Origin of the sequence: Afipia sp. GAS231 (genome assembly GCF_900103365.1) — a bacterium.
Classification (GTDB): Bacteria; Pseudomonadota; Alphaproteobacteria; order Rhizobiales; family Xanthobacteraceae; genus Bradyrhizobium.
In genome coordinates, this window is sequence record NZ_LT629703.1 from 2,780,892 (window position 1) to 2,802,936 (window position 22,045).

Here is a 22,045-nt window from a genome sequence, read left to right on the forward strand (position 1 = left end):
GATCAGGCTTGCGCCGGAACCGGGAGATCGATGGTCAGGCCTGCCGACCGGATCTGCTCACGAAGATTGCCGGGCCCGATCTTGCCGGTGTCCCTGACTTCCACCGGCGCGATATAGGCACCGATGGCGCCGACGTCATCGGCGACGGATTCGGCAAGCAGCGCGCGGGCGTCATCGGAGGTGCGGACAACGGCGGCATCCGTCAGCTCCGTCGACCAGCCTTGTTCAGCGGTGCGGTAGATCACGGCGCCATCCCAGGTGCGGTTGGCGGTCACCATCGACGGGCCCGATAGTTTGATTTTCTTCTGTTCGAGCGGAGAGGTCATTCGGCAGCTTCCAGCAGGTTGGAGATCACGTCGTTGAGATAGGATTGTTGATCTGACTTGGAATGGCGCCACGGTGCGGAATGCGCGACCACGTCGCCGATAATGAGGACGGCGGGACCGCCATCGATTTGTTTGACCAGGTCGGGAAGATCACCGAGCCTGCCGACCGCGGCCTGCGCATCCGGCCGCGTCACCCGTGCGAACACGCCGACCGGCGTCTGCGGCGAGCGCCCTGCCGCCAGCAGGCCTTCACGGATCGACGGCGCCGCCGTCATGCCCATATAGACCACGATGGTCATCTTGTTGTCGGTCAGCACCGACCAATCCACCTTGCCGGCATCCTCGGCCTTGTGCGCGGTGAGGAAGGTGATGCGCAGCGCCTCGCGGCGGTAGGTCAGCGGCGCCTCGAATTGCGCGGCGGCGCCCAACCCTGCGGTAATGCCCGGCACCACCGCATAGGCAACGCCAGCCTCACGCAGCGCCTCGATTTCCTCGCCGCCGCGGCCGAAGATGAAGGGGTCGCCGCCCTTCAATCGAACCACGCGCTGACCGGCTTTCGCGGCATCGATCAACAACCGGTTGACCGCCTCCTGGCCAATGCCGGGCTTGCCGACGCGGCGGCCGACCGGAATGCGCGACGCGTCGCGGCGGATCCGATCGAGAACTTCCGGCGACACCAGTTCATCGTAGAATACGACATCGGCATCCTGCAGCGCGCGCAGCGCCTTGACGGTGAGCAGATCCGGATCGCCCGGTCCGGCGCCGACCAGTGTCACCCTGCCCTCGGCCTTGCCTTGCGCGTTGGCGCCGGCGAATCCTGAGGGATCGGCGATGTCCTTGAGAGCAGTTTCAGCCTCGGCCCTTCGCCCGGCTAGAACCAGCGCGCCGATCGGGCCATCGATCACGCGTTCCCAGAAGCGGCGCCGCAGCGCGAATTCGGGAATGCGTTCATGCATCGATTTGCGAAAGCCGCCAATGAAGGTGGCGAGATCGCCGATGCGCGCCGGCAATATCGCTTCGATGCTTTCGCGTACGCGGCGCGCCACCACCGGTGAAGCTCCGCCGGTCCCGACCGCAACGACGACGTCGCCGCGATCGACGATCGCCGGAAAGATGAAAGTCGAATGCGCGAGGTCGTCCATCACATTGACGGGCAGGCCGACCGCCTTTGCCCGCACCGACATCGCAACGCCAATATCGCCGGCGCCGGCGCAGAGCACGGCGAGGACGCCCGAGAGATCTGCCGTCAGCGGATCGCCCGTCGCGGGTTCGATCCGCGCCGCCTCGGCATCTTCCAGCCCGCCAAGATCGTAATTGCCGTCAGTCGCGAACCAGCGAACCCGCGCACCCGCCGATGTCAGCAAGCGCAGTTTCGCCCGCACGAGATCGCCGGCTCCGACGAGCAGCACCACGCCGCTTTGCAGATCAAGGAACACGGGCAGAAATCGCATGCGAAACTCGCTTCCCCCACTTCCGGGGTTGACTGGAATTATTTTCTATATATGTCTCGTTCAACGGCCGCAAAGAGAAAATTATTTCTTCTCTATTGCGGTGCAACTATAGAATTTTAGCCTCCTACGGCCAAGGCTCAGAGATGCATCTTCTCAACAAAGAATCCGCTTCAGACCGGTTGCGCGGCCCGGACCTCCAACAGGCATCTTCCGTGCCGCAAATTTTGGCCCCGGGACGGCTGCCGCCACCCTCGATGGACCACCTCGACGAACTCGAGGCGCAGAGCATCTACATTCTGCGCGAGGCGTTCGCGCGGCTGAAGAAGCTCGCGCTGCTGTGGTCGCTCGGCAAAGATTCCAACGTGATGATCTGGCTGGCGCGCAAGGCCTTCTTCGGCCGCGTGCCATTCCCGGCGCTGCACGTCGACACCGGCAAGAAATTTCCGGAGATGTATGCGTTCCGCGACCGTTTCGGAAAAGAATGGGAGCTCGATCTGAAGATCGAGCCCTGCCCGCCGATCGACGCCATCGACCCGACCTTGCCGCCGGCCGCGCGCTCCGCGGCGCGCAAGACCGAAGGGCTGAAGTGGGCGCTGACCAAATATGGTTTCGACGGATTGATCGCCGGCATCCGCCGCGATGAGGAAGCCACCCGCGCCAAGGAGCGCGTGTTCTCGCCGCGCGGCCTCGAAGGCGGCTGGGATGTGCGCGATCAGCCCCCGGAATTCTGGGACCAGTTCAACGCCTCGCCGCCGCCGGGCGCGCATCTTCGCATTCATCCGATCCTGCATTGGACCGAGGCCGACATCTGGGCCTACACCAAGCGTGAAAACATTCCGATCATCCCGCTTTATCTTTCGAAAGACGGCAAGCGCTATCGCTCGCTGGGCGATCAGGACATCACCAATCCGGTGGCGTCGACCGCGTCGAACATCGACGAGATCCTGACCGAGCTCGACGGCACCAAGGTGCCGGAGCGCGCCGGCCGCGCGCTCGATCACGAAACCGAAGATGCCTTCGAGCGGCTGCGCGTCGCCGGCTATCTCTGACCTATCTTCAAATCAGGCGGCTCCGATGAACATGATCCTCCCCGCAAGCGTTTCGGCGACACCGAACGGCACCACGCGTCCGCAAGTTCGCATCGTCATCGTCGGCCATGTCGATCATGGCAAATCCACCCTGGTCGGACGGCTGCTGCACGAAACCGGCAGCCTGCCCGAGGGCAAGCTCGAGATGCTGAAAGCCGTCAGCGCGCGGCGCGGCATGCCATTCGAATGGTCGTTCCTGCTCGATGCCCTGCAGACCGAGCGCGACCAGGGCATCACCATCGACACCACGCAGATCCGCTTCCGCACCCGCTCGCGCGACGTGGTGCTGATCGATGCGCCCGGCCACGCCGAATTCCTCCGCAACATGATCACCGGCGCCTCACAGGCCGACGGTGCGGTGCTGATCATCGACGCGCTGGAAGGCGTGCGCGACCAGACCAGGCGTCACGGCTATCTGCTGCATCTCTTGGGAATCAGGCAGGTCGCCATCGTCGTCAACAAGATGGACCGGGTCGACTTCAGCGCCGATCGCTTCAAGGAGATCAGCGACGAGATTTCCGCGCATCTAATCGGCCTCGGCGTGACGCCGTCGGCGGTGATTCCGATTTCCGCGCGCGATGGCGACGGCGTTGCCGAACATACGCCGCGGATCGACTGGTACCAGGGCCCGACCGTGGTCGAGGCGCTCGACGCGCTCGAGCCGGCCCGGCCGCTGGAGCAACTGGCGCTGCGCCTGCCGGTACAGGCGATCTACAAATTCGACGATCGCCGCATCGTTGCGGGCCGCGTCGAATCCGGCCACCTCAGTGCTGGCGATGAAATCGTCATCATGCCCGCCGGCAAGATCGCGAAGATCAAGACCGTGGAGAGCTGGCCGGTGACGCCGCTTTCGGGCAGCCACGGCGCCGGCCGCTCGGTCGGCATCACGCTCGACCGCGAACTGTTCATCGAACGTGGCGACGTCATTGCGCACGCCGGAGCGACCCCGCGTGATACGCGACGGATCCGCGCCCGGATCTTCTGGCTGCACGACAAGCCGCTGTCGAAGGGCGATCAGATCCTGATCCGCCTCGGCACGCGAGAGAGCCGCGCCAGTGTGGTCGCAATCGAGAAGGCGGTCGATCCCGGCGAACTCTCCAATGAGGAGACGAAGGCGATTGCGCGCAATCACGTTGGCGAAATCGACATTTCGCTGGCGCAGCCGATCGCCGCCGATCCCTATTCCGACAACCCGCGCACCGGACGGCTGGTGATCGAAGTCAACGGCCGTATTGCCGGCGGCGGCCTTGTGCTGTCGGTTGACGCCGGACAACGCGCCATTCCCGTCGACATCGTGCCGGTGGAAAGTGCGCTGCGTCCCGAGGAGCGCTCGGCGCGTTATCGTCACAACGGCGCGGTGATCTGGCTGACCGGTCTGCCGGGCTCCGGCAAATCGACGCTGGCCCGCGCGCTGGAGCGGCGGCTGTTCGGCAATGGCGGCTCGCCTATCCTGCTCGACGGCGACACGCTGCGCGCCGGCCTCAACAGCGATCTCGGCTTTTCGCTGCAGGACCGCAGCGAAAACATCCGGCGGCTGGCCGAAGTCGCCACCCATCTGGCGCGCAACGGCCATATCGCCATCGTCGCCGCGGTTTCGCCCGCGCTTGCGGATCGCGCCGCGGCGCGACGCATCGCCGACACCGCGTTCCGCGAGGTCCATGTCGCCGCACCCGCCGAGGTCTGCGAGAGCCGCGACCCCAAGGGCCACTACGCCAAGGCGCGCGCCGGGACCCTGCCGTCGTTCACCGGTATCACCAATGACTACCAGCCGCCGACGGAGTGCGAGTTGAAGATCGACACGTCGACCCGCTCGGTGAGCGATGCCACCGACGAGATCGAGCGGATGCTGGCCGAGACCGGCATCTTGTTCAACGAACTGGTCGATCTCGCGGCCAATATCTAGGCCAGCATCAGGCCTATTGGGGCCTTCTCATCGACCCGGCTTTAGGGCTAAAAGGGCTGCCAACGCGGCCCCTTTGGCGCGTTTTTTGCTGCTTTTCTTCTGAAAACAGCCTGCAAACGCCATTTCGATTGAGAAAGCCCATCATGAAGCGTGTCGATGCCCACGGATTGAAGATCGCCCCCGAACTGTTCGATTTCATCGCCAAGGAGGCGACCCCCAAAACCGGGATTTCGCCGGATGCGTTCTGGGCCGGTGTTGCCGCCATCATCAAGACCTTGGGACCGAAAAACCGCGAATTGCTCGCGGTCCGCGATGCGCTGCAGGCCAAGATCGACGGCTGGCATCGCGCCAACAAGGGCAAGGCGTTCGACATGAACGCCTACACGGCCTTCCTCAAGGAGATCGGCTACCTCTTGCCGGAGCCGGCGACCCACAAGGTCGAGACCGCTGATGTCGACGAGGAAATCGGCAAGATCTGCGGGCCGCAGCTCGTCGTTCCCCTGACCAACGCCCGCTATGCGTTGAACGCCGCGAATGCGCGCTGGGGCAGCCTGTATGATGCGTTCTACGGCACCGACGCGATCCCGCACGATCCGAGCGAGGGCGGCAAGGGTTACAACAAGGCGCGCGGCGACAAGGTGATCGCCAAGGCAAAAGCCTTCCTCGATGCCGCCGTACCGCTGGCGACCGGCAGCCACACCGACGTGACGTCGTACAGCGTGATCGCCGGCCAGCTTTCGGTGAAACTGAAGAGCGGCAACGCCACCGCGCTGAAGAACGCTTCGCAGTTCGCCGGCTATCTGGGCGATGCCGCCGCGCCGACCGAGATTCTTCTGGTCAACAACGGCATGCATGTCGAGGTCAAGATCGATCGCAGCAACATCATCGGCAAGGACGACCCGGCCGGCGTTGCCGACATGATCCTGGAATCGGCGGTCTCGACCATTCTCGACATGGAAGACTCGGTTGCCGCCGTGGATGCCGAAGACAAGGTGCTGGTCTATCGCAACACGCTCGGCCTGATGGACGGCACGCTGTCGGCGGACTTCGACAAGGGCGGCAAGACGCTCAAGCGTTCATTGAATCCCGACCGCGTCTACAAGACGCCGGATGGCAAGCAGCTCACGCTGCATGGGCGTAGCTTGTTATTGATGCGCAATGTCGGCCATCACATGTTCACCGACGCCGTGCTCGACGACAAGGGCGAGGAAATTCCCGAGGGCCTGCTCGATGCCGCGGTCGCCGGCCTGCTGGCGATCCACGATCTCAAGGGCTCCCACAAAACCAGGAACAGCCGCACCGGCTCGGTCTACATCGTCAAGCCGAAGATGCACGGCCCGGACGAAGTCTCTTTAACTTGCGAACTATTCGCTGCAGTCGAGAAGCTGCTCGGCCTGCCCGAGAACACCATGAAGGTCGGCATCATGGACGAGGAGCGCCGCACCACGGTCAACCTCAAGGCCTGCATCCAGAACGCCTCGAAGCGCATCTGTTTCATCAACACCGGCTTCCTCGACCGCACCGGCGACGAGATCCATACCTCGATGGAAGCGGGTCCGATGATCCGCAAGAACGACATGAAGGCGCAGCCCTGGATCAAGGCCTATGAAGACTGGAACGTCGACATGGGCCTAATCGACGGCTTGCCCGGCCATGCCCAGATCGGCAAGGGCATGTGGGCCGCGCCCGACAAGATGGCTGACATGCTCACCCAAAAGATCGGCCATCCGCAAGCCGGCGCCACCACCGCCTGGGTGCCATCGCCGACCGCCGCCACGCTGCATGCGCTGCATTATCATCAGGTCAACGTGCAGGCCCGCCAGCAGGAACTCGCCAAGGGCGGAGCGCGCGCGAAACTCTCCGACATCCTGACCATTCCGATGTCGCAGTCGAACTGGGCGCCTGACGACGTCAAGCAGGAGATCGACAACAACTGCCAGGGCATCCTCGGCTATGTCGTGCGCTGGATCGACCAGGGCGTCGGCTGCTCCAAGGTGCCCGACATCCATGACGTCGGGCTGATGGAAGACCGTGCCACCTTGCGCATCTCGAGCCAGCATCTGGCGAACTGGCTGGCGCATGGCGTCGTCAGCAAGGACCAGGTGATGGAATCCCTGAAGCGCATGGCGGTTGTGGTCGACAAGCAGAATGCCGGCGACGCGCTGTACAAGCCGATGGCGCCCGCGTTCGACGGCGTCGCCTTCAAGGCCGCCTGCGACCTCGTTTTCAAGGGCCGCGAGCAGCCGAACGGCTATACCGAATACATCCTCACCGCCCGCCGCCGCGAAGCCAAGGCGGCCGGCTGATCCGGCGAGGACGCGTCGCAAGGAGGAGCCCCGGCATCGGCCGGGGCTTTTTTCGTTCCCTCATCCGTCATTGCGAGCCAACGGGTCGGGCTAATGCCCGCCCGATGACAGGCTCCGCGAGGCAATCCATTTGCCGCACATAGAAAGATGGATTGCTTCGTCGCTTCGCTCCTCGCAATGACGGGCTGAGGTGTTCGCGCCAGCCCGCCTAAAACACCGCGATGTATTTCAGCAGCGAGATCACGCCGAGCACGATCACGACGACGCGGCAGATCTGCTTGGCGCGGCCGTCGAGCGGCAGCAGGTTGATGAGATAGAGGATCAGGATAACGACGAGAAACGTGATGAGTACGCTGACGAGCATGCGAAAGCCCCCTCGACCATTCGTTGAAATGCGCTGTTAGGTTCTTGTTAACGTGGCCAAAGGCTACCGGTTCCGCACATTGGAACCAGCGATTTCGCGCCAAAAACATCAATCATTTCAATGATCCTCGTAGTAATACGGCATTAAGGCTGCCTAAGTATTTACCCTTTTCCCCCCAAATAGCCGGCGGCCTTGGGGGAATACCATGTTGAATCGCCTGACCGTATCCACGCTGCTGAAGACCGTCATCCTCACCACCTCCTTCTGCGTGGTGGTCGGATTTTCGCTCAACGCCTGGGACTCCTGGGGGCGCCTGCAGCAGGCCGGCCGCATCTCGGTCATCACCGATGCTTCCGCCAACATGTTCAAGGCGATGCACAATCTGCGCACCGACCGCTCCACCACCAACCGGTTGTTGAATTCCGACGGGCCGATGGACGGCGAGATCGAGAAGTACCTGCGCAACATCCGCGATACGCAAATGCCTGCCATGAGCAGCGCGCTGACGCTGCTCCCGTCCATTGAATTCACCCAAGCCCAGACGCTGGTGCCCGAGTTCGATCGTCTGTTCAAGAAGCTGAGTGCACAGCACAAGGAATTCTGGGACGAAATGAGCAAGCCGAAGGCTTCTCGCCGTCCGACCCTTGGCAAGGAATACATGGAGACGGCGACCACGTTGCTGGAGACCCTCGACAAATTGTCTGCAGCCCTTGCCGCCGTGGTCAACCATCAGGACCCGGTGATCGACCAGTTGCTGGCGATCAAACAGATCGCCTGGCTGCTGCGTAATACCGCTGGCGAGGCATCTCTGATGGTTTCCAACGGGCTCAGCGCCGGAAAGGTGACGCCGGAAACGCACCAGAAATATATCAAGTTTGTCGGCGGCACCGAGATCGCATGGAACGCGCTGGAACTGACGGCCTCGGGCATGCAGTTGCCGCCGGCGCTCGCCGCCGCGATGGCCGAGACCAAGAAAGCCTATTTCGAACCGGACTATCTCGCTCTGCGCGATCGCCTGCTGACCACACTGATGGCCGACGGCAAGCCCGAATTGACCGCGAACGCGTGGACCCCGATCACGGTCGGACGCCTCGGCAGTGCGGTCAGGGTCGCCGAAGGCGCGCTTGATGCGGCCCACGTGCACACCGTGATGCAGTATTCCAGCGCCATGCGCTCGCTGGTGCTGCAGCTCTCGCTGCTGGCCGCGGCCCTCGCTCTGACGTTTGGCGCGATGACGATGGTGACCCGCCGCGTCATCAAGCCGCTGCACAACATGCGCGACGCGATGCTGAAGGTGGCCGCCGGCGATCTCGCGGTCGACACCGGTTACACCGCGCGCCAGGACGAAATCGGCGCGCTGGCCGGCGCCCTGGAAACCTTCAAGCAGCAGGCGACGGACAAGGTCCGGATCGAAGCGCAGGAGCGCGAGCACAACGCCGCCGCCATGGGCCGCCAGAAGGCGATCGAAAACTACGTCGGCGAGTTCGAGAGCGTGGTGCGCCAGACGCTGAACCAGCTCGGCGACGCGTCGGGGCAGATGCGGTCCACCTCCACCGGCCTGTCGACGGTTTCCCGCCAGACCAACGCCCGCGTCGAGGTCGCCGAAAAGGCGTCCGGCGAAGCCTCGACCAGCGTCGAGAGCGTCGCGGCTGCCGCGGAGGAACTCTCTGCCTCGATCAACGACATCTCGCAGCAGGCAGCCCATGCGGCCGGCATTGCCAGCCGCGCGGTCAGCCACGCCCGCGAAACCGACAGCACCGTTCAGGGCCTTGCCAAATCTGCCGCCCGGATCGGTGAAGTCGTCGGCCTGATCAACACCATCGCGGCCCAGACCAACCTGCTGGCGCTGAACGCCACCATCGAAGCCGCCCGCGCCGGTGAAGCCGGACGAGGATTCGCGGTGGTCGCTTCCGAGGTCAAATCGCTGGCAAGCCAGACCGCCAAGGCGACGGACGAAATTTCCGAGCAGATCTCCGACATCCAGAAGGTCGCCGGCGAAGCGATCGACGCCATCAAGCGCATCGGCGGCATCATCGGCGAGGTCAACGAGGTCGCGACCGCGATCGCCGCCGCCGTCCAGGAACAGGGCGCCGCGACCCAGGAGATCACGCGCAGCACGCAATATGCGGCGCAGGGCACCAAGAACGTCTCCGACAACATCGTCGGCGTGAAGGCCGACGCCGATGCGGCGGCCGCCGCGGCCGACGACGTCAAGAGCGCCTCCGAAACGCTGGAGACGCAGAGTCAGCAACTCGGCCATCAGGTGACGGATTTCCTCGGGAAGATTCGGGCGGCGTGAGGCACACGTCCTCACTCGTCATGGCCGGGCTTGTCCCGGCCATCCACGACCTTCGCACCACAGGCAAGTAAGACGTGGATGCCCGGGTCAAGCCCGGGCATGACGGCACCACCATCACTCCGCCGCCACCACCGGCGCACGCTCGTACTTGGCGCGCACGCGCTCCGAGGCGGGCGAGAAATTCAGCGCGGCGCCGCGTTTGTCGGCGCTGCGGCCGGCGACCACGAGGCCGTTTTCACCGGCGACGATGTCACCCTTGCGCAAGGTCGGGTCGTTCTCGATCTTGACCGGGGCCAGGCCGATCTGGTCCTTGCCGTTGCAGGTGCATCCCGCCACGATCTCGGTGCGATAGCGAAACGCGTTCGGCAGCTCCGAATAGGGTTTTCCGTTATCCGTTGCCGCACCGTCGATGTTGCTGCCATAGACCACCTTGGTCTCGCTGGCCGGACAGAAACTGTTGCAGGACGCCGCACGACTTGCATTGTCGGACGCGGCAATCGGGAAATAGCGGCCGTCGCAGGTGCGCACGCAGAACGCCTGGCCGCCGCCGGCGTAACGCGGTCGCATCTCGCCCCGCGGCGCCGGGATCGAACCATCGTCATTGGCAAACGGCAACGAGATATAGGGCTGGGGCGCCCGCCGCCCCATGGCACCGAACAGCGCCGAGAAGAAATCCTGGGCCTGGGCTGCCGGTGCCAGCGCGGAGGCGCACAGCAGCGCCACCGCTCCCAACGCTGGTTTTCCATATCGCATGCGCATGTTCGTCTCCGTCGCTATCTCGCGAGCGCTCAGTGGACCTGCGGGCTCAAATTCATCGCCTGCCGGCCCGACGGCCGCGTGGTCGCGGCCGGACGCGGATGCGTTGCGGCCGGACGAACCGTGATCGTGGTTTCGCTATCCCCGCCACGCGCCATGATCGGCGCATTGGTCGAAGCATTTTTGGGCAGCACCACGACCCTGGTCCCGACATCGACACGGCTGAACAGGTCGCTGACATCCTCATTGGTCAGCCGGATGCAGCCACTCGAGACGAACTTGCCGATCGTGGAGGGATCGTTGGTGCCGTGAATGCGGTACTCGCTGGAGCCGAGATACATCGCCCGCGCGCCGAGCGGATTGCCGGGGCCACCGGCCATGAAGCGCGGCAGATAGGGCTGGCGCGCGATCATCTCGGCCGGCGGATGCCAGTCCGGCCACTCCGCCTTGCGCGAGATGGTCTGTACGCCGGACCAGGTGAAGCCTTCGCGACCGACGCCGACTCCATAACGAACAGCCCTGCCCTGGCCGAGCACGTAATAGAGCGCGGTGTTGCCGGTATCGATGATGACGGTGCCGGGCGCTTCCGCGGTGTTGAACGCGACTACCTGGCGGCGCAGCCGTTCCGGCACCGCACCCTCGTCGGGCGTCATCACTTCATCGGTCGGAAAGCTCTCCGGCTGGGCCGAGGCATAGCCGAGCGTCTGTGCGCCTGCCGAGGTCGAGAGCGCGAGCGGCGCCAGCATCAGGGCGCTGGCGAAGACGAGCGCGTTGGCGGCGCGCGATGGATATCGGCGGCTTGCGGCGAAATACTGTGTCATGACACTGCCCCGTTGGATGCGCATCAGGTGATGCTCTGGTCAAACAACACGGTCGGGCCCCCGCAGTTCCGCACCGCTCGCTCGCGACGGCGCGGTGTCAAGCCGCGGCACGCTCACACTTCTGCGATGGAACTTTCGTGACAGCCGGACGTTGTTCGCCCCAGGTTCAGGTCGCGGGCGACGCCATTTCTATTTCTGCCGTGTCATGCCGCCTCGCGCGGGGAGAACTATTGTGAGTGTCGCTCCCAGCAAGCCCGTGCCCGCCAGGACGGTATCCGCCAAGCCGTTGCCCAGCGACCGTCCAAAATCCCAACCCAGGGATCGACAGTCCACCAACGCGCCGGAAGGCACGCCCCTGCCCGACAGCAAGGCCGAGACGCCCCCGGTGATCCGCCGCGCCGAGGTGGTCGCGTTCGCGCTGGTGGCGCTCCTGATGATCTGCGTCCTTGCGGTGCTCTATGTGGCGAAGGCGTTCTTTCTGCCGATCACGATGGCCTTCATTATCGGCACCATGCTGTCGCCGGCCGCGAGCCTGATGGAGCGCTGGCGGATTCCGCGTGCCGTCGCCGCCGTCCTGATCGTGATCGCGGTCGGCGCCACCGTCACCTTCATGCTCGGGCTGATCGCCTCGCCGGTGATGGAGTGGAGCAACCACCTTCCCGAGCTTGGCGCGCGGCTGAAGGAAAAGGCGCAGCTGTTCGACCGGCCGCTGGCGTTGTGGCGGGACCTGCAAATCATGCTCGGCGGGTCCGATACGCTGGCGACGTTCCAGATGCCCAAATTCGAATGGGTGCAGCCGACGCTGGAATTCCTGTCGCCGACCTTCACCGAATTCCTGCTGTTCATCCCGACCCTGATCCTGTTCATTGCCAGCTGGCGCGAGCTGCGCCGCGCCATGATCATGAATTTCAGCGACGACCGGCCGGTGCGATTGCGCACGCTTCGGATTCTCAACGAAATCGAGGAGCATCTCGGCAACTACCTGTTGATGGTGACGATGATCAATGTCGGCGTCGGCATCCTTACCGGAATCATCTGCGTGGCGACGGGAATGCCCAATCCGGCCGGCCTGGGCGCGATGGCCGCAACGCTGAACTACATTCCGATCATCGGCCCGATCGCAACGTTTGCGATCCTGGTCGTGGTCGGCCTCGTCACCTTTCCGACCCTCGGTAGCGGTTTGCTGGCAGCCGCGGCCTTTGCCGCGCTGACCTTCCTCGAAGGCCATTTCGTCACGCCGACGATCATCGGCCGCAGGCTGGCGCTGAATGCGCTGGCGGTCTTCCTGGCGCTGGCGTTCTGGACCTGGCTGTGGGGTCCGATGGGCGCGTTCCTGTCGTCGCCGCTTCTGATCGTGGCGTTGATCGTCAAGGACCATTTGACGCCGGTCAATTCGCCGCAGTTGCCGCAGGATTAGCATAGCGTTTTCAAGCGAAGTGGGACCGGTTCGCATGAAGAAAACGCGTCAGACATAAACTCTTCGGTTCCGGATTGGAACTTCCCGCGCAACGGGACGTTTTTCTCCCAGCAAACCGCAAGCTTTCGATATCGCACACCGATGGCGAGATTGGATTGAAAAACATGACCGACAACTATGAACGTCTGGAAAAGGATGTAACCGCCGTGAAAAACGGTATCGCAGCCCTGACCGACCAGATCACCGACGCGCTCAACAGCTTTGCCGGCACCGCCACCAAGCAGGCGCGGCGCGGCTACAAGCAGGCCCGCGCCAGTGCGGAATCGACCATGGACGACATGTCGGAGCGCGGCAGCGCCATGATGGATGCGGCGCATGACGCCGCCTCGTCGATCGAGGAGACGCTGGAGGAGGTCATCACGCAGCGCCCGCTGGCGACGGTGGGACTTGCGATCGGCCTCGGCTTCCTGATCGGCGCGACGTGGCGCCGGTAACTTGAGGCCGAAAGGCACGACAATGACGCGCGCCAGCAAACCGGACTTGATCACACGATGGCGCCGCTGGCGCGCCGCCGTCGCTTTTGTTGACGCTCTTTTCAAATCGAGGCGGGTCCATGTTTCAGCGAATGATCGACGACTTCAAGGATTCGACCGGTACCGCTCTTCGGCTGACCTCGCTGGCGGCGGCCGCGATGCTGGCGCTGTTCGTCAGCACCTCGTTCCTGTGCGCAGCGGTGTTCATCGTCGTCCTGGATAAATATGGTCCGGTGCAGGCCTGCTTCACCGGGGCCGCGATCTTCTTCGTGGTCACGATGATTGCGGCGATCAGCTACATGGTGCGCAAGAACCAGATCAAGGTTCGCGCCGAACAGGCCGCCAAATCCACCGCGCAAACCCTGCTCGCCGACCCGATGCTGGTCGCCGCCGGCATCCAGGTGGTGCGTGCCATCGGCGTCAAGAAGCTGATCCCGATTCTCGCCGTCGGCGGGCTGGCGCTGGGCTTGATGATGAGCCGCAGCACGGCAGGAACGAGCGCGAGCGAAGCGCCGGCGGAGTAATTTCGTTATTGCGATACCGATCTTATAGCCCGGATGAGCGAAGCGATATCCGGGGCGATGCTGGAGTGACCCCGGATGTCGCGGAGTCTGTCATCGGGCGGGCATTCGCCCGACCCGTTGGCTCATCAGGGCTACGAAGTTGCGGGGGGACGCTCGATCTCTCCCCGTCATTGCGAGCGTAGCGAAGCAATCCATTCTTTCTTTGTGCGGCACGATGGATTGCTTCGCTGCGCTCGCAATGACGGCGGAGGGACCGGCGGCTTCCCACACTCGTCGTCCCCCGCGAAGGCGGGGGGATCCAGTACGCCGCGGCCCGTCGGTTCAATCACTCTGCCTCTGGAATACTGGGTCGCCCGGTCAAGCCGGGCGATGACAGTTGAATATGCGTTTACGTTCTCGCGGCGCGATGCGCGCCCGAAGTTTTGCAAGAAAACCTTGCCCTCGAAATCAGAGGGCGCAGGGAAGACCGGGTGCGCGCCGCGCGCCAGCTCAGGTCACACAACGGCCGGGCTGCAGCAGCTTTGCGACCTCGGTCAAAACGCTGACCACGGGCTCGCAGGCGATGGCCGTTTTGCCGCCTCCGGATTTCATCATCGAGGGAACCGGGCGGTCGCGCGCTTCTTCCTTGACGGCGGGCATGCGCACCAGCACCGAGGTGTCCGGCATGCCATTGATCCGCAGCGCAAAAGTCTGGGTCTGCGCCGGCGCCGGCTTGACCGCATCGCGATCGGCCTTGGCGGCGCGGTTGATGCCGGTCTCGGGCGCCGCGGAGGCGGCTTGCCCCATGCCGGTGAGGTCATGGCCGAACGCCAGTTGCACTGCACCGCACGCGACCGAAATCGCGAGCGCGCCGAAAATGGCTCTGGAAATCTGTGACATGGCGGTTTGTCCCTCGCCCCATTGGCGATCGGACCAACAACGCGGCTCGAAGCAACCCGGTTCGGGAACCCGCAATCACTTAACCGTGTACGAAAAAATTTGCGGCCTGCGGGAACGAGTTTTGGAGCTCCGCGTAATCCCGGCAGCCGGTTATTCCCCCTGCCCCATTGACCGGCGACGTAGGGCGCGAGCGTGGTGATGCCGCTCGCGCCCTTCTTTTTTCTGCGCAAATCAGGCCGTCGCAGGCGCCGCCGGACGGCGCAATGCCTGTGTCATCGAATAGAGCGCCACAACGATCAGGTTCGGTATCCAGGAGGTGTAAGCGAGCCATACCGACATCGCCGAATAGCTCGGGAATCCCAGCGCGAGCCCGATCGGAATTTGCAGACGCAAGGTCACCGCGCCGAAGGTCATCGCGTAGCTGAAGCGCATCAACAGGCGATGGAGCGCGAATTGGCGCTGCACCGCGGCGCGCCAGGCACCAAGCGTCGTACCGATCCACAGCACCGCCAGAATGCCGAAGCCAAATCCCGCGACCGGGCCGCCGGACGCATAGAGCGAAGTGGCCAGCCCCCCAGTCCCGGCAACGACGCAGGCTGCGACATAGACGCGGCCCGACCAGCGATGCGCTTGCGGATATTTCGCGCGAATTCCCGGAAAGAACTGCAACGGTCCGAGCAGAAGAGCCACGGGCGCGACCAGCATATGCATCAGCGCCTGGATCGGCACCTGCGTAATGACGGCGCGGATTTTCGGGTCGACGTCGAGCCAGCTGTCAACGATCACGCCGGAGTAGCGAAGCGAATAAAGAGCCACGCCTGCGGCCAGAACAGCCATGATTGCGCGGGCGGACCGCGCCGCATACTTCCCAGCCATGAGTTTACCCGCTATGATCTTAACAGTGTTCAATTAAACTAGGACTCGATTTGAACAGTGTCAAGATTGAACCTGGCCGGCGCAAGTCGAAGAAGCCGGCCAGGAAGACCTATCATCACGGTGACCTGCGCCGTCAGCTCGTCGCCGCGGCCGAGCAGATCATCGTGGAGCGCGGCGTCGAGGGCTTCACGCTGCGCGAGGCGGCACGCCGCGTCGGTGTTTCGCCCGCCGCCCCATCGCACCATTTCAAGGACGCCAAGGGGCTGCTGACCGAAGTGGCTCTGCTCGGCTTTCGCGACTTCGGAGAAGCACTGGCAGCAGCCGATAAGCGGGGCGGCAAGGATCCCATGCGGCGGCTCTACCAGCAGGGGGAGGCTTATGTACGGTTCGCGCTCAAATATCCGGCGCGTTTCCAGCTCATGTTCCGCATCGATAAGCATGACCACACCAATGTCGAGTTCGTGCGCGTCTCCCAGCGGTCCTTTGGCATCCTCGAAGACGCAGTCCGCGCCGCCACCGGCACCTCAGCGGATCAGGAATTGAGCCCTGACGGGAAGGGCTTGCTGATGGCCGTCTGGTCGATGGTGCATGGGTACTGCCATCTCGCCTTTGGCGGCGAACTCAGCAATCCTGCGCGCGGGGGTGGCGGCAATGACGTGATCCTAGAGACCCTCTTGCCGCTGCTGCTCAAACATCTGCCATCGCCATCCAGGAGATGATGTCTTCGCAGTCTAGCCGGCGGGACGCAGGCGTCATGCCGGTCGAGGCAAGTACATCACCGCGCCGGCAAATCGTTCGGGCCGTTCAGAGCAGCCGCGTGCGGATGGCTTCCTCGACGGCGGCGAGTTCGCGATTGGCCTTGAACAGCTGATTTTCGGCGGCCTGCGCGCGAAACTCCGCCGCGGTGGCGTAGTCTTCGGCGGACAAGATCCGCTTCTCGGCATGCTTCAATGCCCGGGTCGCTTCCTGAAGCCGGCGATTGAGTTCGGTGATGGTTTCGAGCTGCGCGCGTTCGGCGGCTTCCTTCTGCCGTTCCGCCAGAACCAGTTTTTCGGCCAGGCTCTTGCACAACGACTGGGCGTTGGCCTCTCGCTCGCGCGCGTGGTTTTCCATGCTGTCGAAGAGTTCGGCGGCCTGGTTGACCAGGTCCAGCGCGGTCTCGCCATAGTCCTCTTCGTCGGACCGGGGGAACCTGAGAACGTTCTCCCTTTCCCGGCTCGAAGATCGGTCCCGATAATCCCAGATATCCTCGCGGAGCTGCTGATTGCTTCGGTACGCCATGTGCGTGCGGCCTTTTACTGAACACCAGAGCCGAAAAACTATCGCAACATGGTAAAGGCGGCGTTAATCGGCACCGGCCCGGGCGACACACCGGGGTGCCCGGATCATCCGATGTGCCGCGGCTTCATCAGAGGTGGCATCATCCGATGTGCCCCTGGCATTATCCGATGTGCCATTGGCCCTTGTGAATATCGAACTTGATCGCGCCTTCGTCGCGCATTTTCAGCAGCAGGGACTGGCAGGCTTCCTGGTTCGGCAGGTTCGCACGCTTCATGACTTCATAGATCTTGAGCGGTTTCTCGCGTAGCGCCGTCAGGATTTTCTCGCGATCATTGAGCATGTCTTTTCCCCCTGCCGATACCGGCTGTGCAGCGCCGGCACGATGTGCCGATCCGCCGCTACGTGATGCCTCTATAGGCTTCTGTGCAAGACAATCCCGACCCAAATTATGGCAAGTCATGGGCAATCGGTCGAGGGATCAGCCGGCGCCACGGAAAAACGGCGCGCCATCAAGCGCGCCGTTTTCAATCGCAAGCGTTTATGTCCGGCCTCTACGCCACCTTCGGCGCGCGGTTCTTCGAGTTGCGCTGGAAGAACAGCGCCTGGCTCGCCACCGCCGAGACCATCGCGGGCTGGAACGGTTTTGAGATCAGGAACGCCGGCTCCGGACGCTCGCCGGTGAGGAAGCGTTCGGGATAGGCGGTGATGAACACGACAGGCACTTCGAAGGTCTTGAGCAGTTCGTTGACCGCGTCGAGACCGGACGAGCCGTCGGCAAGCTGGATGTCGGCCAGGATCAGGCCGGGCTTGCGGTTCTTGGCCAGTGCCACCGCATCGGTATGGGTGCGGGCGACGCCGATGACGTTGTGGCCGAGATTCTTCACCAGGCTCTCGAGGTCCATGGCGATGAAGGTCTCGTCCTCGATGATCAGAACGTCGGTGGCGATTTCGGCTGCCATCTCGCGGCCGGCGGTATCGGCGAGCTTGCGGGTCTCGGCGATCTCCTTGTCGAGGATGAAGGCGACTTCCTCCTCGGAAAATCCCTCCAGCGACAGCAACAGAAAGGCCTGCCGCGGCAGCGGGGTGATGTTGGAGAGCCGGCGCTCCGATGGCGACGCGGACGGGATTTCCGACCTGTCGTTGATCGAGACCGAATTCCAGATCTGCGTGAACAGCCGGAACAGGCCAACGCGGGCGCCGTGCCGCTCGTCCAGCAGCGAAGGATCCTGCAGCAGGGCCTCCAGCATGGCCCCGACATAGGCGTCGCCGGACGCCTGGTTGCCGGTCAACGCGCGGGCATAGCGCCGCAACAGCGGCAAATGTTCAGCAACGAGCTGTGATCGGGACATCCCCACTCCATCCTTGTCTAGTCGTACCTCGGGTCAACGAAGCCTGAAACGGAAGTTCAGGTCCGGCGTATCTGAAACGGGGTAACCCGGTTCCCCTGTCACCCCAACTACGCCTGAACAACGAAAAAGTTCCCGGAAAAAGTTCCCGTTATTCGGAACTTTGTTGGACCGATCGCATTAGCTTTCAACCTACAGTGCGGCAGCCAGTACCCATCAATAAGGCCCATTTCGAGGAAAAGACCTTGAAAAACAGGGGCTTAAATTCCGGGGGAGCGTGGATCAGATCATGAAAGAAGTAAAGAAGCAGGGCGGACTGAATTCCGAAATTCAGTCCAGGATCGGGCACCAGCTCAGGGCCATGTACGACGACGTGGTGCGGCAAGGTGTGCCAGACCGCTTTGCCGACCTCATCCGGAAGCTCGATGGGCCCGAAGCAGCCGCCGAAATCGCAAAAAAAGACGGAGGTGAGTAATGCCTCTCACCAACTCACTGCGCGACGACATTTTGGCGTCGGTCCCCAGCCTGCGCGCGTTCGCGATCTCGCTCTCCGGTAACGGCGACCGTGCCGACGACCTGGTGCAGGAAACGTTGCTGCGCGCCATCGCCAATATCGACTCGTTTCAGCCCGGCTCCAACCTGCCGGCATGGCTGTTCACGATCCTGCGCAACCTGTTCCGCTCCGACTATCGCAAGCGGCGGCGCGAGGTAGAGGATGCCGAGGGCAATTACGCCAAAACCCTGAAGACCCAGCCGGCGCAAAACGCCCATCTGGAATTCGAGGAGTTTCGCGTCGCGCTCGAAAAACTGCCGCAGGACCAGCGCGAGGCGCTGATCCTGGTCGGCGCCTCCGGCTTCTCCTATGAGGACGCGGCGGCGATCTGCGGCTGCGCGGTCGGCACCATCAAGAGTCGCGTCAACCGCGCGCGCTCGAAGCTGAGCGCCCTACTCTATGTCGACGGCGCCGAGGATTTTGGCCCCGACAACACCGTACGCGCCGTGATCGGCGGCAACGGCGGCTGATGACGTCATCGAAGTGACACGAAAAGGCGGCCCGGTTGGGCCGCCTTTTTTGTTTTCAACCTTTGATCGTCATTGCGAGGAGCGCAGCGACGAAGCAATCCATCTTGGCCGCGCAAAGAAAGACTGGATTGCTTCGCTTCGCTCGCAATGACGGGCTGGAACAGGGAGCGGCTTCAATGAGGAGCTTCAGCGCGCGCTACCTCACCGGCCGCACCGGCGCGGAAATCTGGTCGGTGCGGTCGCGTTCGCTCATGTCGACGACGGTCACCATCGGCGCGGTGAGTTCGTAGACGTAGCTGACATCGGTGAAGTAGCGTTTCGCGGTGCCGCCGAGCGCTTCCGGCGCCACGCGATCGAGCAGGATCAGGCCGAAATCCGAGTCTTCCCGCCGCGTCGCGGCACTGGTGTTGAACTCTTCCCAGCGGAAATGAAAAATCGTCTCCGGCTCTTCACCGGTGACTTCCCAGGTCACCACGATATGCGGGTGCTTGCCGACCAGCGACAGGCCCTCGTCGGAATGCGACGCCAGTTCGAAGAACAGCAGCGACAGCGATTGCGCGGCGCGCGCGCTGACGGCGATATCCGGGCCGTTCACCACGATGCGCTCGGCGTGCGGGATCGCGCGCGATTCGAACAGGCCCTTGAGCTTGACGCCCTGCCACTGGCTCTCGCTGAGCAGGGTGACGACATTGGACATCGCGTGAATGCGCCCGATCAAAAGCTCGCGCGCGACATCGATGTCGGAGCCATGGCGCAACGTGCGTGTCACGATCGACTGGATCACGGCCAGGATGTTCTTGACCCGGTGGTTGAGCTCGTCGATCACGGCCGTCAGCCGGCGCTCGAAGCCGATCCTGACCTGGATCTCGCGGCTGAGCCGCAGATTGTTGTAGGCGACGTAGCCGAACAGGCCGCAGATGATGCCGGTCAGCGCCAGGCCGATGGCGGCAACGATGACAGCCGTCTGCTGCGCGCGCTGCACGAGGTTGGTCTTGGCGTAATAACCGAGCGACCAGTCGCGGCCGCCGAACGTCACCGTGCGCACCATCGACGGCGGCGGGCCGTCCTGCGCCACCGGGCGCGAGGTGACGACGCCGGAATCGTTGGCGACGAACTCGTCGTTGGCGTCGCGCGGATCCTTCAGCACCACCGAAAACAGCGAGCGGTCGTCATTGGCCAGCATCAACGGCGCCAGCTCGTAGGAAAAGGTGACGAAACCGGCGAGCTCGGTCGAGCCGTCCTGCGACACCGGCGCCGCCAGCACCAGCCCGACCGGCCCGTTCAGCCGCAACAGCGGGATCGGGTCCGACGCTACAGGCTTGCCGGCTGCCGCCGCCTGCGCCAGCATCGGGCCGACGACCGAGTGGCGGTCCAGCGCACGGCCGGGAAGGCCTGATGTTTCCGGGTTGCGCGGTTCGAGGTCCATCAGCACATTGATCGGTCTGTCGATGGCCTTGATGTCGAGCGGCTGGTCGTCGAAATCGCGAATGGTGGGGTTGGCAAAGCCGGCGCTCTTGAGCTCCGATTCGGCCTGACCCAGTTCGCTCGGCCTGAGCCGCGCGATCCAGGACGCCACCACGAAATCGGTCTTGAAGGCATAGATCGAGGCCCGCAGCGGCTGCAGCATGTTGGCCTTCACCACCGACGGCGCGCGGAACAGCCCGGATGCAACACGCGCGAGCAGTTCGCGTTCGGTCAGGCGGTCCTGCACCAGGCTGGCATGGACGTCGATCGCCCGCGCCAGCGCGATCCCCTCGATCTGCAGTTCCTGATCGTGAACGCGATAGGCGGCGAGACCGGAGAGCAACACCCCGATCAACGCGATAAAGCCGATGATGAATCCCAGCCGGACCACTCGCTTACTCAGGAATGAAAAGTGGGCGAAAACGAAAAAACAACGCTTCGGACTGCCGTGGCAGCAACGCGCGGCAATGCAGGCCGGCCGCGGCGGAATATGAAGGAGTGATCATCGGCACGCAACAGAGAGAGGGTTGGCAGCGGGCAACAACACCGGCCGCCGTTAACGCTGTTTGGCGGGGCCAGAGGTTGCTAATCGCGTCGGGCTGATTTGGTTCCCGCGGATTTGAGATATAGTTAAAAGGTCGCAGCGCGCCCAAAAGGTTAACGCGCGCTGCTGGGCTGTGAGTCGCCAGCCGGACTCAGCCGACCCTCAGCTCGCCTCTAGCTTGCCTCTAGCTTGCCTTGGCCTTCGTGGCCGGACGGAGCCCACCCTTGGTTTCGATGAAGCCGATGATCCGATCGAGCCCCTCGCTCTTCTTCAGATTGGTCATCACAAACGGCCGCTCACCGCGCATCCGTTTTGCATCGGTGTCCATCTTCTCCATCGATGCGCCGACATGCGGCGCGAGATCGATCTTGTTGATCACCAAGAGGTCGGAGCGGGTAATGCCTGGACCGCCCTTGGACGGAATCTTGTCGCCGGCGGCGACGTCGATGACGTAGATCGTGAGGTCGGCGAGTTCGGGCGAGAAGGTCGCGGCCAGATTGTCGCCGCCGGATTCGATCAGCACCAGATCGAGGTTGGGAAATTTGGCGCGCATGTCGGCGACGGCGGCGAGGTTCATCGAGGCGTCCTCACGGATCGCGGTGTGCGGACAGCCGCCGGTCTCGACGCCGGCGATGCGATCCGGCGTCAGCGAGCCCGACCGCACCAGAAACTCGGCATCCCATTTGGTGTAGATGTCGTTGGTGATCGCGGCGATGTCGTAGCGCTCGCGCATCGACTTGCAGAGCAGGTCCATCAGCGCGGTCTTGCCGGAGCCGACCGGGCCACCGATGCCGATCCGCAGCGGGCCATGAGAATTAGACATCTGGGATGTTCTCCGAGTTAG

22 protein-coding genes are annotated in these 22,045 nt (G+C 63.5%); 10 read left to right on the plus strand and 12 right to left on the minus strand.

What is annotated here, in order from left to right:
* Nucleotides 1-2 precede the first annotated feature (2 nt).
* Nucleotides 3-326: a DUF2849 domain-containing protein gene (locus BLS26_RS13255; protein WP_092511701.1), complete on the minus strand. Its 324-nt coding sequence runs from the start codon at nucleotides 324-326 to the stop codon at nucleotides 3-5.
* Entirely contained in the window at nucleotides 323-1,777 is a 1,455-nt protein-coding gene (gene cysG, locus BLS26_RS13260; protein ID WP_092511703.1) for a siroheme synthase CysG, read from the minus strand. The genes BLS26_RS13255 and cysG overlap by 4 nt, the downstream gene beginning before the upstream one ends.
* 254 nt (nucleotides 1,778-2,031) lie before the next feature.
* Here cysG and cysD point away from each other — a divergent pair, with 254 nt between their 5' ends.
* The 3 genes from cysD (at nucleotide 2,032) to BLS26_RS13275 (ending at nucleotide 7,074) form a co-directional block, all read left to right on the plus strand.
* The gene (gene cysD / locus BLS26_RS13265; protein ID WP_092511705.1) at nucleotides 2,032-2,826 is read left to right on the plus strand and encodes a sulfate adenylyltransferase subunit CysD; all 795 of its coding nucleotides are present in this window, start codon (nucleotides 2,032-2,034) and stop codon (nucleotides 2,824-2,826) included.
* A gap of 25 nt (nucleotides 2,827-2,851) precedes the next feature.
* Nucleotides 2,852-4,768 carry an adenylyl-sulfate kinase gene (gene cysC / locus BLS26_RS13270; RefSeq protein WP_092511707.1) on the plus strand — a complete coding sequence of 639 codons (1,917 nt, stop codon included), beginning with the start codon at nucleotides 2,852-2,854 and terminating at the stop codon, nucleotides 4,766-4,768.
* A gap of 143 nt (nucleotides 4,769-4,911) precedes the next feature.
* The gene (locus BLS26_RS13275; RefSeq protein ID WP_092511709.1) at nucleotides 4,912-7,074 is read left to right on the plus strand and encodes a malate synthase G; all 2,163 of its coding nucleotides are present in this window, start codon (nucleotides 4,912-4,914) and stop codon (nucleotides 7,072-7,074) included.
* Between the two features lie 208 nt (nucleotides 7,075-7,282).
* Here BLS26_RS13275 and BLS26_RS13280 read toward each other — a convergent pair whose 3' ends face one another.
* Nucleotides 7,283-7,438: a Thivi_2564 family membrane protein gene (locus BLS26_RS13280; protein WP_092511711.1), complete on the minus strand. Its 156-nt coding sequence runs from the start codon at nucleotides 7,436-7,438 to the stop codon at nucleotides 7,283-7,285.
* 205 nt (nucleotides 7,439-7,643) lie between these two features.
* On the opposite strand from BLS26_RS13280, the gene BLS26_RS13285 reads away from it, so the two are divergent.
* The gene (locus tag BLS26_RS13285) at nucleotides 7,644-9,737 is read left to right on the plus strand and encodes a methyl-accepting chemotaxis protein (protein WP_092511713.1); all 2,094 of its coding nucleotides are present in this window, start codon (nucleotides 7,644-7,646) and stop codon (nucleotides 9,735-9,737) included.
* 114 nt (nucleotides 9,738-9,851) lie between these two features.
* Here the strand turns inward: BLS26_RS13285 and BLS26_RS13290 are convergent, their stop codons facing one another.
* Nucleotides 9,852-10,496 carry a DUF2865 domain-containing protein gene (locus BLS26_RS13290; protein ID WP_092511715.1) on the minus strand — a complete coding sequence of 215 codons (645 nt, stop codon included), beginning with the start codon at nucleotides 10,494-10,496 and terminating at the stop codon, nucleotides 9,852-9,854.
* A gap of 29 nt (nucleotides 10,497-10,525) precedes the next feature.
* A complete protein-coding gene (locus tag BLS26_RS13295; protein WP_092511717.1) occupies nucleotides 10,526-11,314 on the minus strand; it encodes a L,D-transpeptidase in 789 nt (262 codons plus the stop codon).
* 286 nt (nucleotides 11,315-11,600) lie between these two features.
* Here BLS26_RS13295 and BLS26_RS13300 point away from each other — a divergent pair, with 286 nt between their 5' ends.
* The 3 genes from BLS26_RS13300 (at nucleotide 11,601) to BLS26_RS13310 (ending at nucleotide 13,788) form a co-directional block, all read left to right on the plus strand.
* A complete protein-coding gene (locus tag BLS26_RS13300) occupies nucleotides 11,601-12,731 on the plus strand; it encodes an AI-2E family transporter (RefSeq protein WP_244541987.1) in 1,131 nt (376 codons plus the stop codon).
* A gap of 128 nt (nucleotides 12,732-12,859) precedes the next feature.
* On the plus strand, nucleotides 12,860-13,225 hold the full coding sequence (locus BLS26_RS13305) for a YqjD family protein (RefSeq protein WP_092518018.1): 366 nt from the start codon (nucleotides 12,860-12,862) through the stop codon (nucleotides 13,223-13,225).
* Nucleotides 13,226-13,344: 119 nt separating this feature from the next.
* Complete coding sequence (locus BLS26_RS13310) at nucleotides 13,345-13,788, plus strand: hypothetical protein (RefSeq protein WP_092511721.1); 444 nt, start codon at nucleotides 13,345-13,347, stop codon at nucleotides 13,786-13,788.
* 489 nt (nucleotides 13,789-14,277) lie between these two features.
* On the opposite strand, the gene BLS26_RS13315 is transcribed toward BLS26_RS13310, so the two are convergent.
* Together BLS26_RS13315 and BLS26_RS13320 are read right to left on the minus strand one after the other, a co-directional pair.
* Complete coding sequence (locus BLS26_RS13315) at nucleotides 14,278-14,667, minus strand: hypothetical protein (protein WP_092511723.1); 390 nt, start codon at nucleotides 14,665-14,667, stop codon at nucleotides 14,278-14,280.
* A gap of 231 nt (nucleotides 14,668-14,898) precedes the next feature.
* Entirely contained in the window at nucleotides 14,899-15,543 is a 645-nt protein-coding gene (locus tag BLS26_RS13320) for a DUF2306 domain-containing protein (protein WP_092511725.1), read from the minus strand.
* A 50-nt stretch (nucleotides 15,544-15,593) separates the two neighbouring features.
* Between BLS26_RS13320 and BLS26_RS13325 the strand changes: the two genes are divergently transcribed.
* A complete protein-coding gene (locus tag BLS26_RS13325; protein ID WP_092511727.1) occupies nucleotides 15,594-16,262 on the plus strand; it encodes a TetR/AcrR family transcriptional regulator in 669 nt (222 codons plus the stop codon).
* Nucleotides 16,263-16,347: 85 nt separating this feature from the next.
* Here BLS26_RS13325 and BLS26_RS36750 read toward each other — a convergent pair whose 3' ends face one another.
* The 3 genes from BLS26_RS36750 to BLS26_RS13340 all read right to left on the minus strand — a co-directional run bounded on the left by BLS26_RS36750 (nucleotide 16,348) and on the right by BLS26_RS13340 (nucleotide 18,173).
* Entirely contained in the window at nucleotides 16,348-16,824 is a 477-nt protein-coding gene (locus tag BLS26_RS36750) for a hypothetical protein (protein WP_244541935.1), read from the minus strand.
* Between the two features lie 160 nt (nucleotides 16,825-16,984).
* The gene (locus BLS26_RS13335; RefSeq protein ID WP_092511729.1) at nucleotides 16,985-17,164 is read right to left on the minus strand and encodes a hypothetical protein; all 180 of its coding nucleotides are present in this window, start codon (nucleotides 17,162-17,164) and stop codon (nucleotides 16,985-16,987) included.
* 211 nt (nucleotides 17,165-17,375) lie between these two features.
* Nucleotides 17,376-18,173: a response regulator gene (locus tag BLS26_RS13340; protein ID WP_092511731.1), complete on the minus strand. Its 798-nt coding sequence runs from the start codon at nucleotides 18,171-18,173 to the stop codon at nucleotides 17,376-17,378.
* Nucleotides 18,174-18,459: 286 nt separating this feature from the next.
* Here BLS26_RS13340 and BLS26_RS13345 point away from each other — a divergent pair, with 286 nt between their 5' ends.
* Together BLS26_RS13345 and BLS26_RS13350 are read left to right on the plus strand one after the other, a co-directional pair.
* Nucleotides 18,460-18,645, plus strand: a complete 186-nt coding sequence (locus BLS26_RS13345; protein WP_027538294.1) for a NepR family anti-sigma factor — start codon at nucleotides 18,460-18,462, stop codon at nucleotides 18,643-18,645.
* Complete coding sequence (locus tag BLS26_RS13350; RefSeq protein ID WP_092511733.1) at nucleotides 18,645-19,193, plus strand: sigma-70 family RNA polymerase sigma factor; 549 nt, start codon at nucleotides 18,645-18,647, stop codon at nucleotides 19,191-19,193. The genes BLS26_RS13345 and BLS26_RS13350 overlap by 1 nt, the downstream gene beginning before the upstream one ends.
* A gap of 196 nt (nucleotides 19,194-19,389) precedes the next feature.
* Here BLS26_RS13350 and BLS26_RS13355 read toward each other — a convergent pair whose 3' ends face one another.
* Nucleotides 19,390-21,048 carry an HWE histidine kinase domain-containing protein gene (locus BLS26_RS13355; protein ID WP_092511735.1) on the minus strand — a complete coding sequence of 553 codons (1,659 nt, stop codon included), beginning with the start codon at nucleotides 21,046-21,048 and terminating at the stop codon, nucleotides 19,390-19,392.
* Nucleotides 21,049-21,385: 337 nt separating this feature from the next.
* A complete protein-coding gene (ureG, locus tag BLS26_RS13360; protein WP_092511736.1) occupies nucleotides 21,386-22,024 on the minus strand; it encodes an urease accessory protein UreG in 639 nt (212 codons plus the stop codon).
* Nucleotides 22,025-22,045: the final 21 nt, after the last annotated feature.

Coding starts and splice junctions, on each gene's coding strand:
- BLS26_RS13320 (WP_092511725.1), bottom strand. CDS start 15,543: ATGGCTGGGAAGTATGCGGCGCGGTCCGCCCGCGCAATCATGGCTGTT.
- BLS26_RS36750 (WP_244541935.1), bottom strand. CDS start 16,824: ATGGCGTACCGAAGCAATCAGCAGCTCCGCGAGGATATCTGGGATTAT.
- BLS26_RS13335 (WP_092511729.1), bottom strand. CDS start 17,164: ATGCTCAATGATCGCGAGAAAATCCTGACGGCGCTACGCGAGAAACCG.
- BLS26_RS13315 (WP_092511723.1), bottom strand. CDS start 14,667: ATGTCACAGATTTCCAGAGCCATTTTCGGCGCGCTCGCGATTTCGGTC.
- BLS26_RS13280 (WP_092511711.1), bottom strand. CDS start 7,438: ATGCTCGTCAGCGTACTCATCACGTTTCTCGTCGTTATCCTGATCCTC.
- BLS26_RS13295 (WP_092511717.1), bottom strand. CDS start 11,314: ATGACACAGTATTTCGCCGCAAGCCGCCGATATCCATCGCGCGCCGCC.
- cysG (WP_092511703.1), bottom strand. CDS start 1,777: ATGCGATTTCTGCCCGTGTTCCTTGATCTGCAAAGCGGCGTGGTGCTG.
- BLS26_RS13275 (WP_092511709.1), top strand. CDS start 4,912: ATGAAGCGTGTCGATGCCCACGGATTGAAGATCGCCCCCGAACTGTTC.
- cysC (WP_092511707.1), top strand. CDS start 2,852: ATGAACATGATCCTCCCCGCAAGCGTTTCGGCGACACCGAACGGCACC.
- BLS26_RS13350 (WP_092511733.1), top strand. CDS start 18,645: ATGCCTCTCACCAACTCACTGCGCGACGACATTTTGGCGTCGGTCCCC.
- BLS26_RS13345 (WP_027538294.1), top strand. CDS start 18,460: ATGAAAGAAGTAAAGAAGCAGGGCGGACTGAATTCCGAAATTCAGTCC.
- BLS26_RS13340 (WP_092511731.1), bottom strand. CDS start 18,173: ATGTCCCGATCACAGCTCGTTGCTGAACATTTGCCGCTGTTGCGGCGC.
- ureG (WP_092511736.1), bottom strand. CDS start 22,024: ATGTCTAATTCTCATGGCCCGCTGCGGATCGGCATCGGTGGCCCGGTC.
- cysD (WP_092511705.1), top strand. CDS start 2,032: ATGGACCACCTCGACGAACTCGAGGCGCAGAGCATCTACATTCTGCGC.
- BLS26_RS13255 (WP_092511701.1), bottom strand. CDS start 326: ATGACCTCTCCGCTCGAACAGAAGAAAATCAAACTATCGGGCCCGTCG.
- BLS26_RS13310 (WP_092511721.1), top strand. CDS start 13,345: ATGTTTCAGCGAATGATCGACGACTTCAAGGATTCGACCGGTACCGCT.
- BLS26_RS13285 (WP_092511713.1), top strand. CDS start 7,644: ATGTTGAATCGCCTGACCGTATCCACGCTGCTGAAGACCGTCATCCTC.
- BLS26_RS13290 (WP_092511715.1), bottom strand. CDS start 10,496: ATGCGCATGCGATATGGAAAACCAGCGTTGGGAGCGGTGGCGCTGCTG.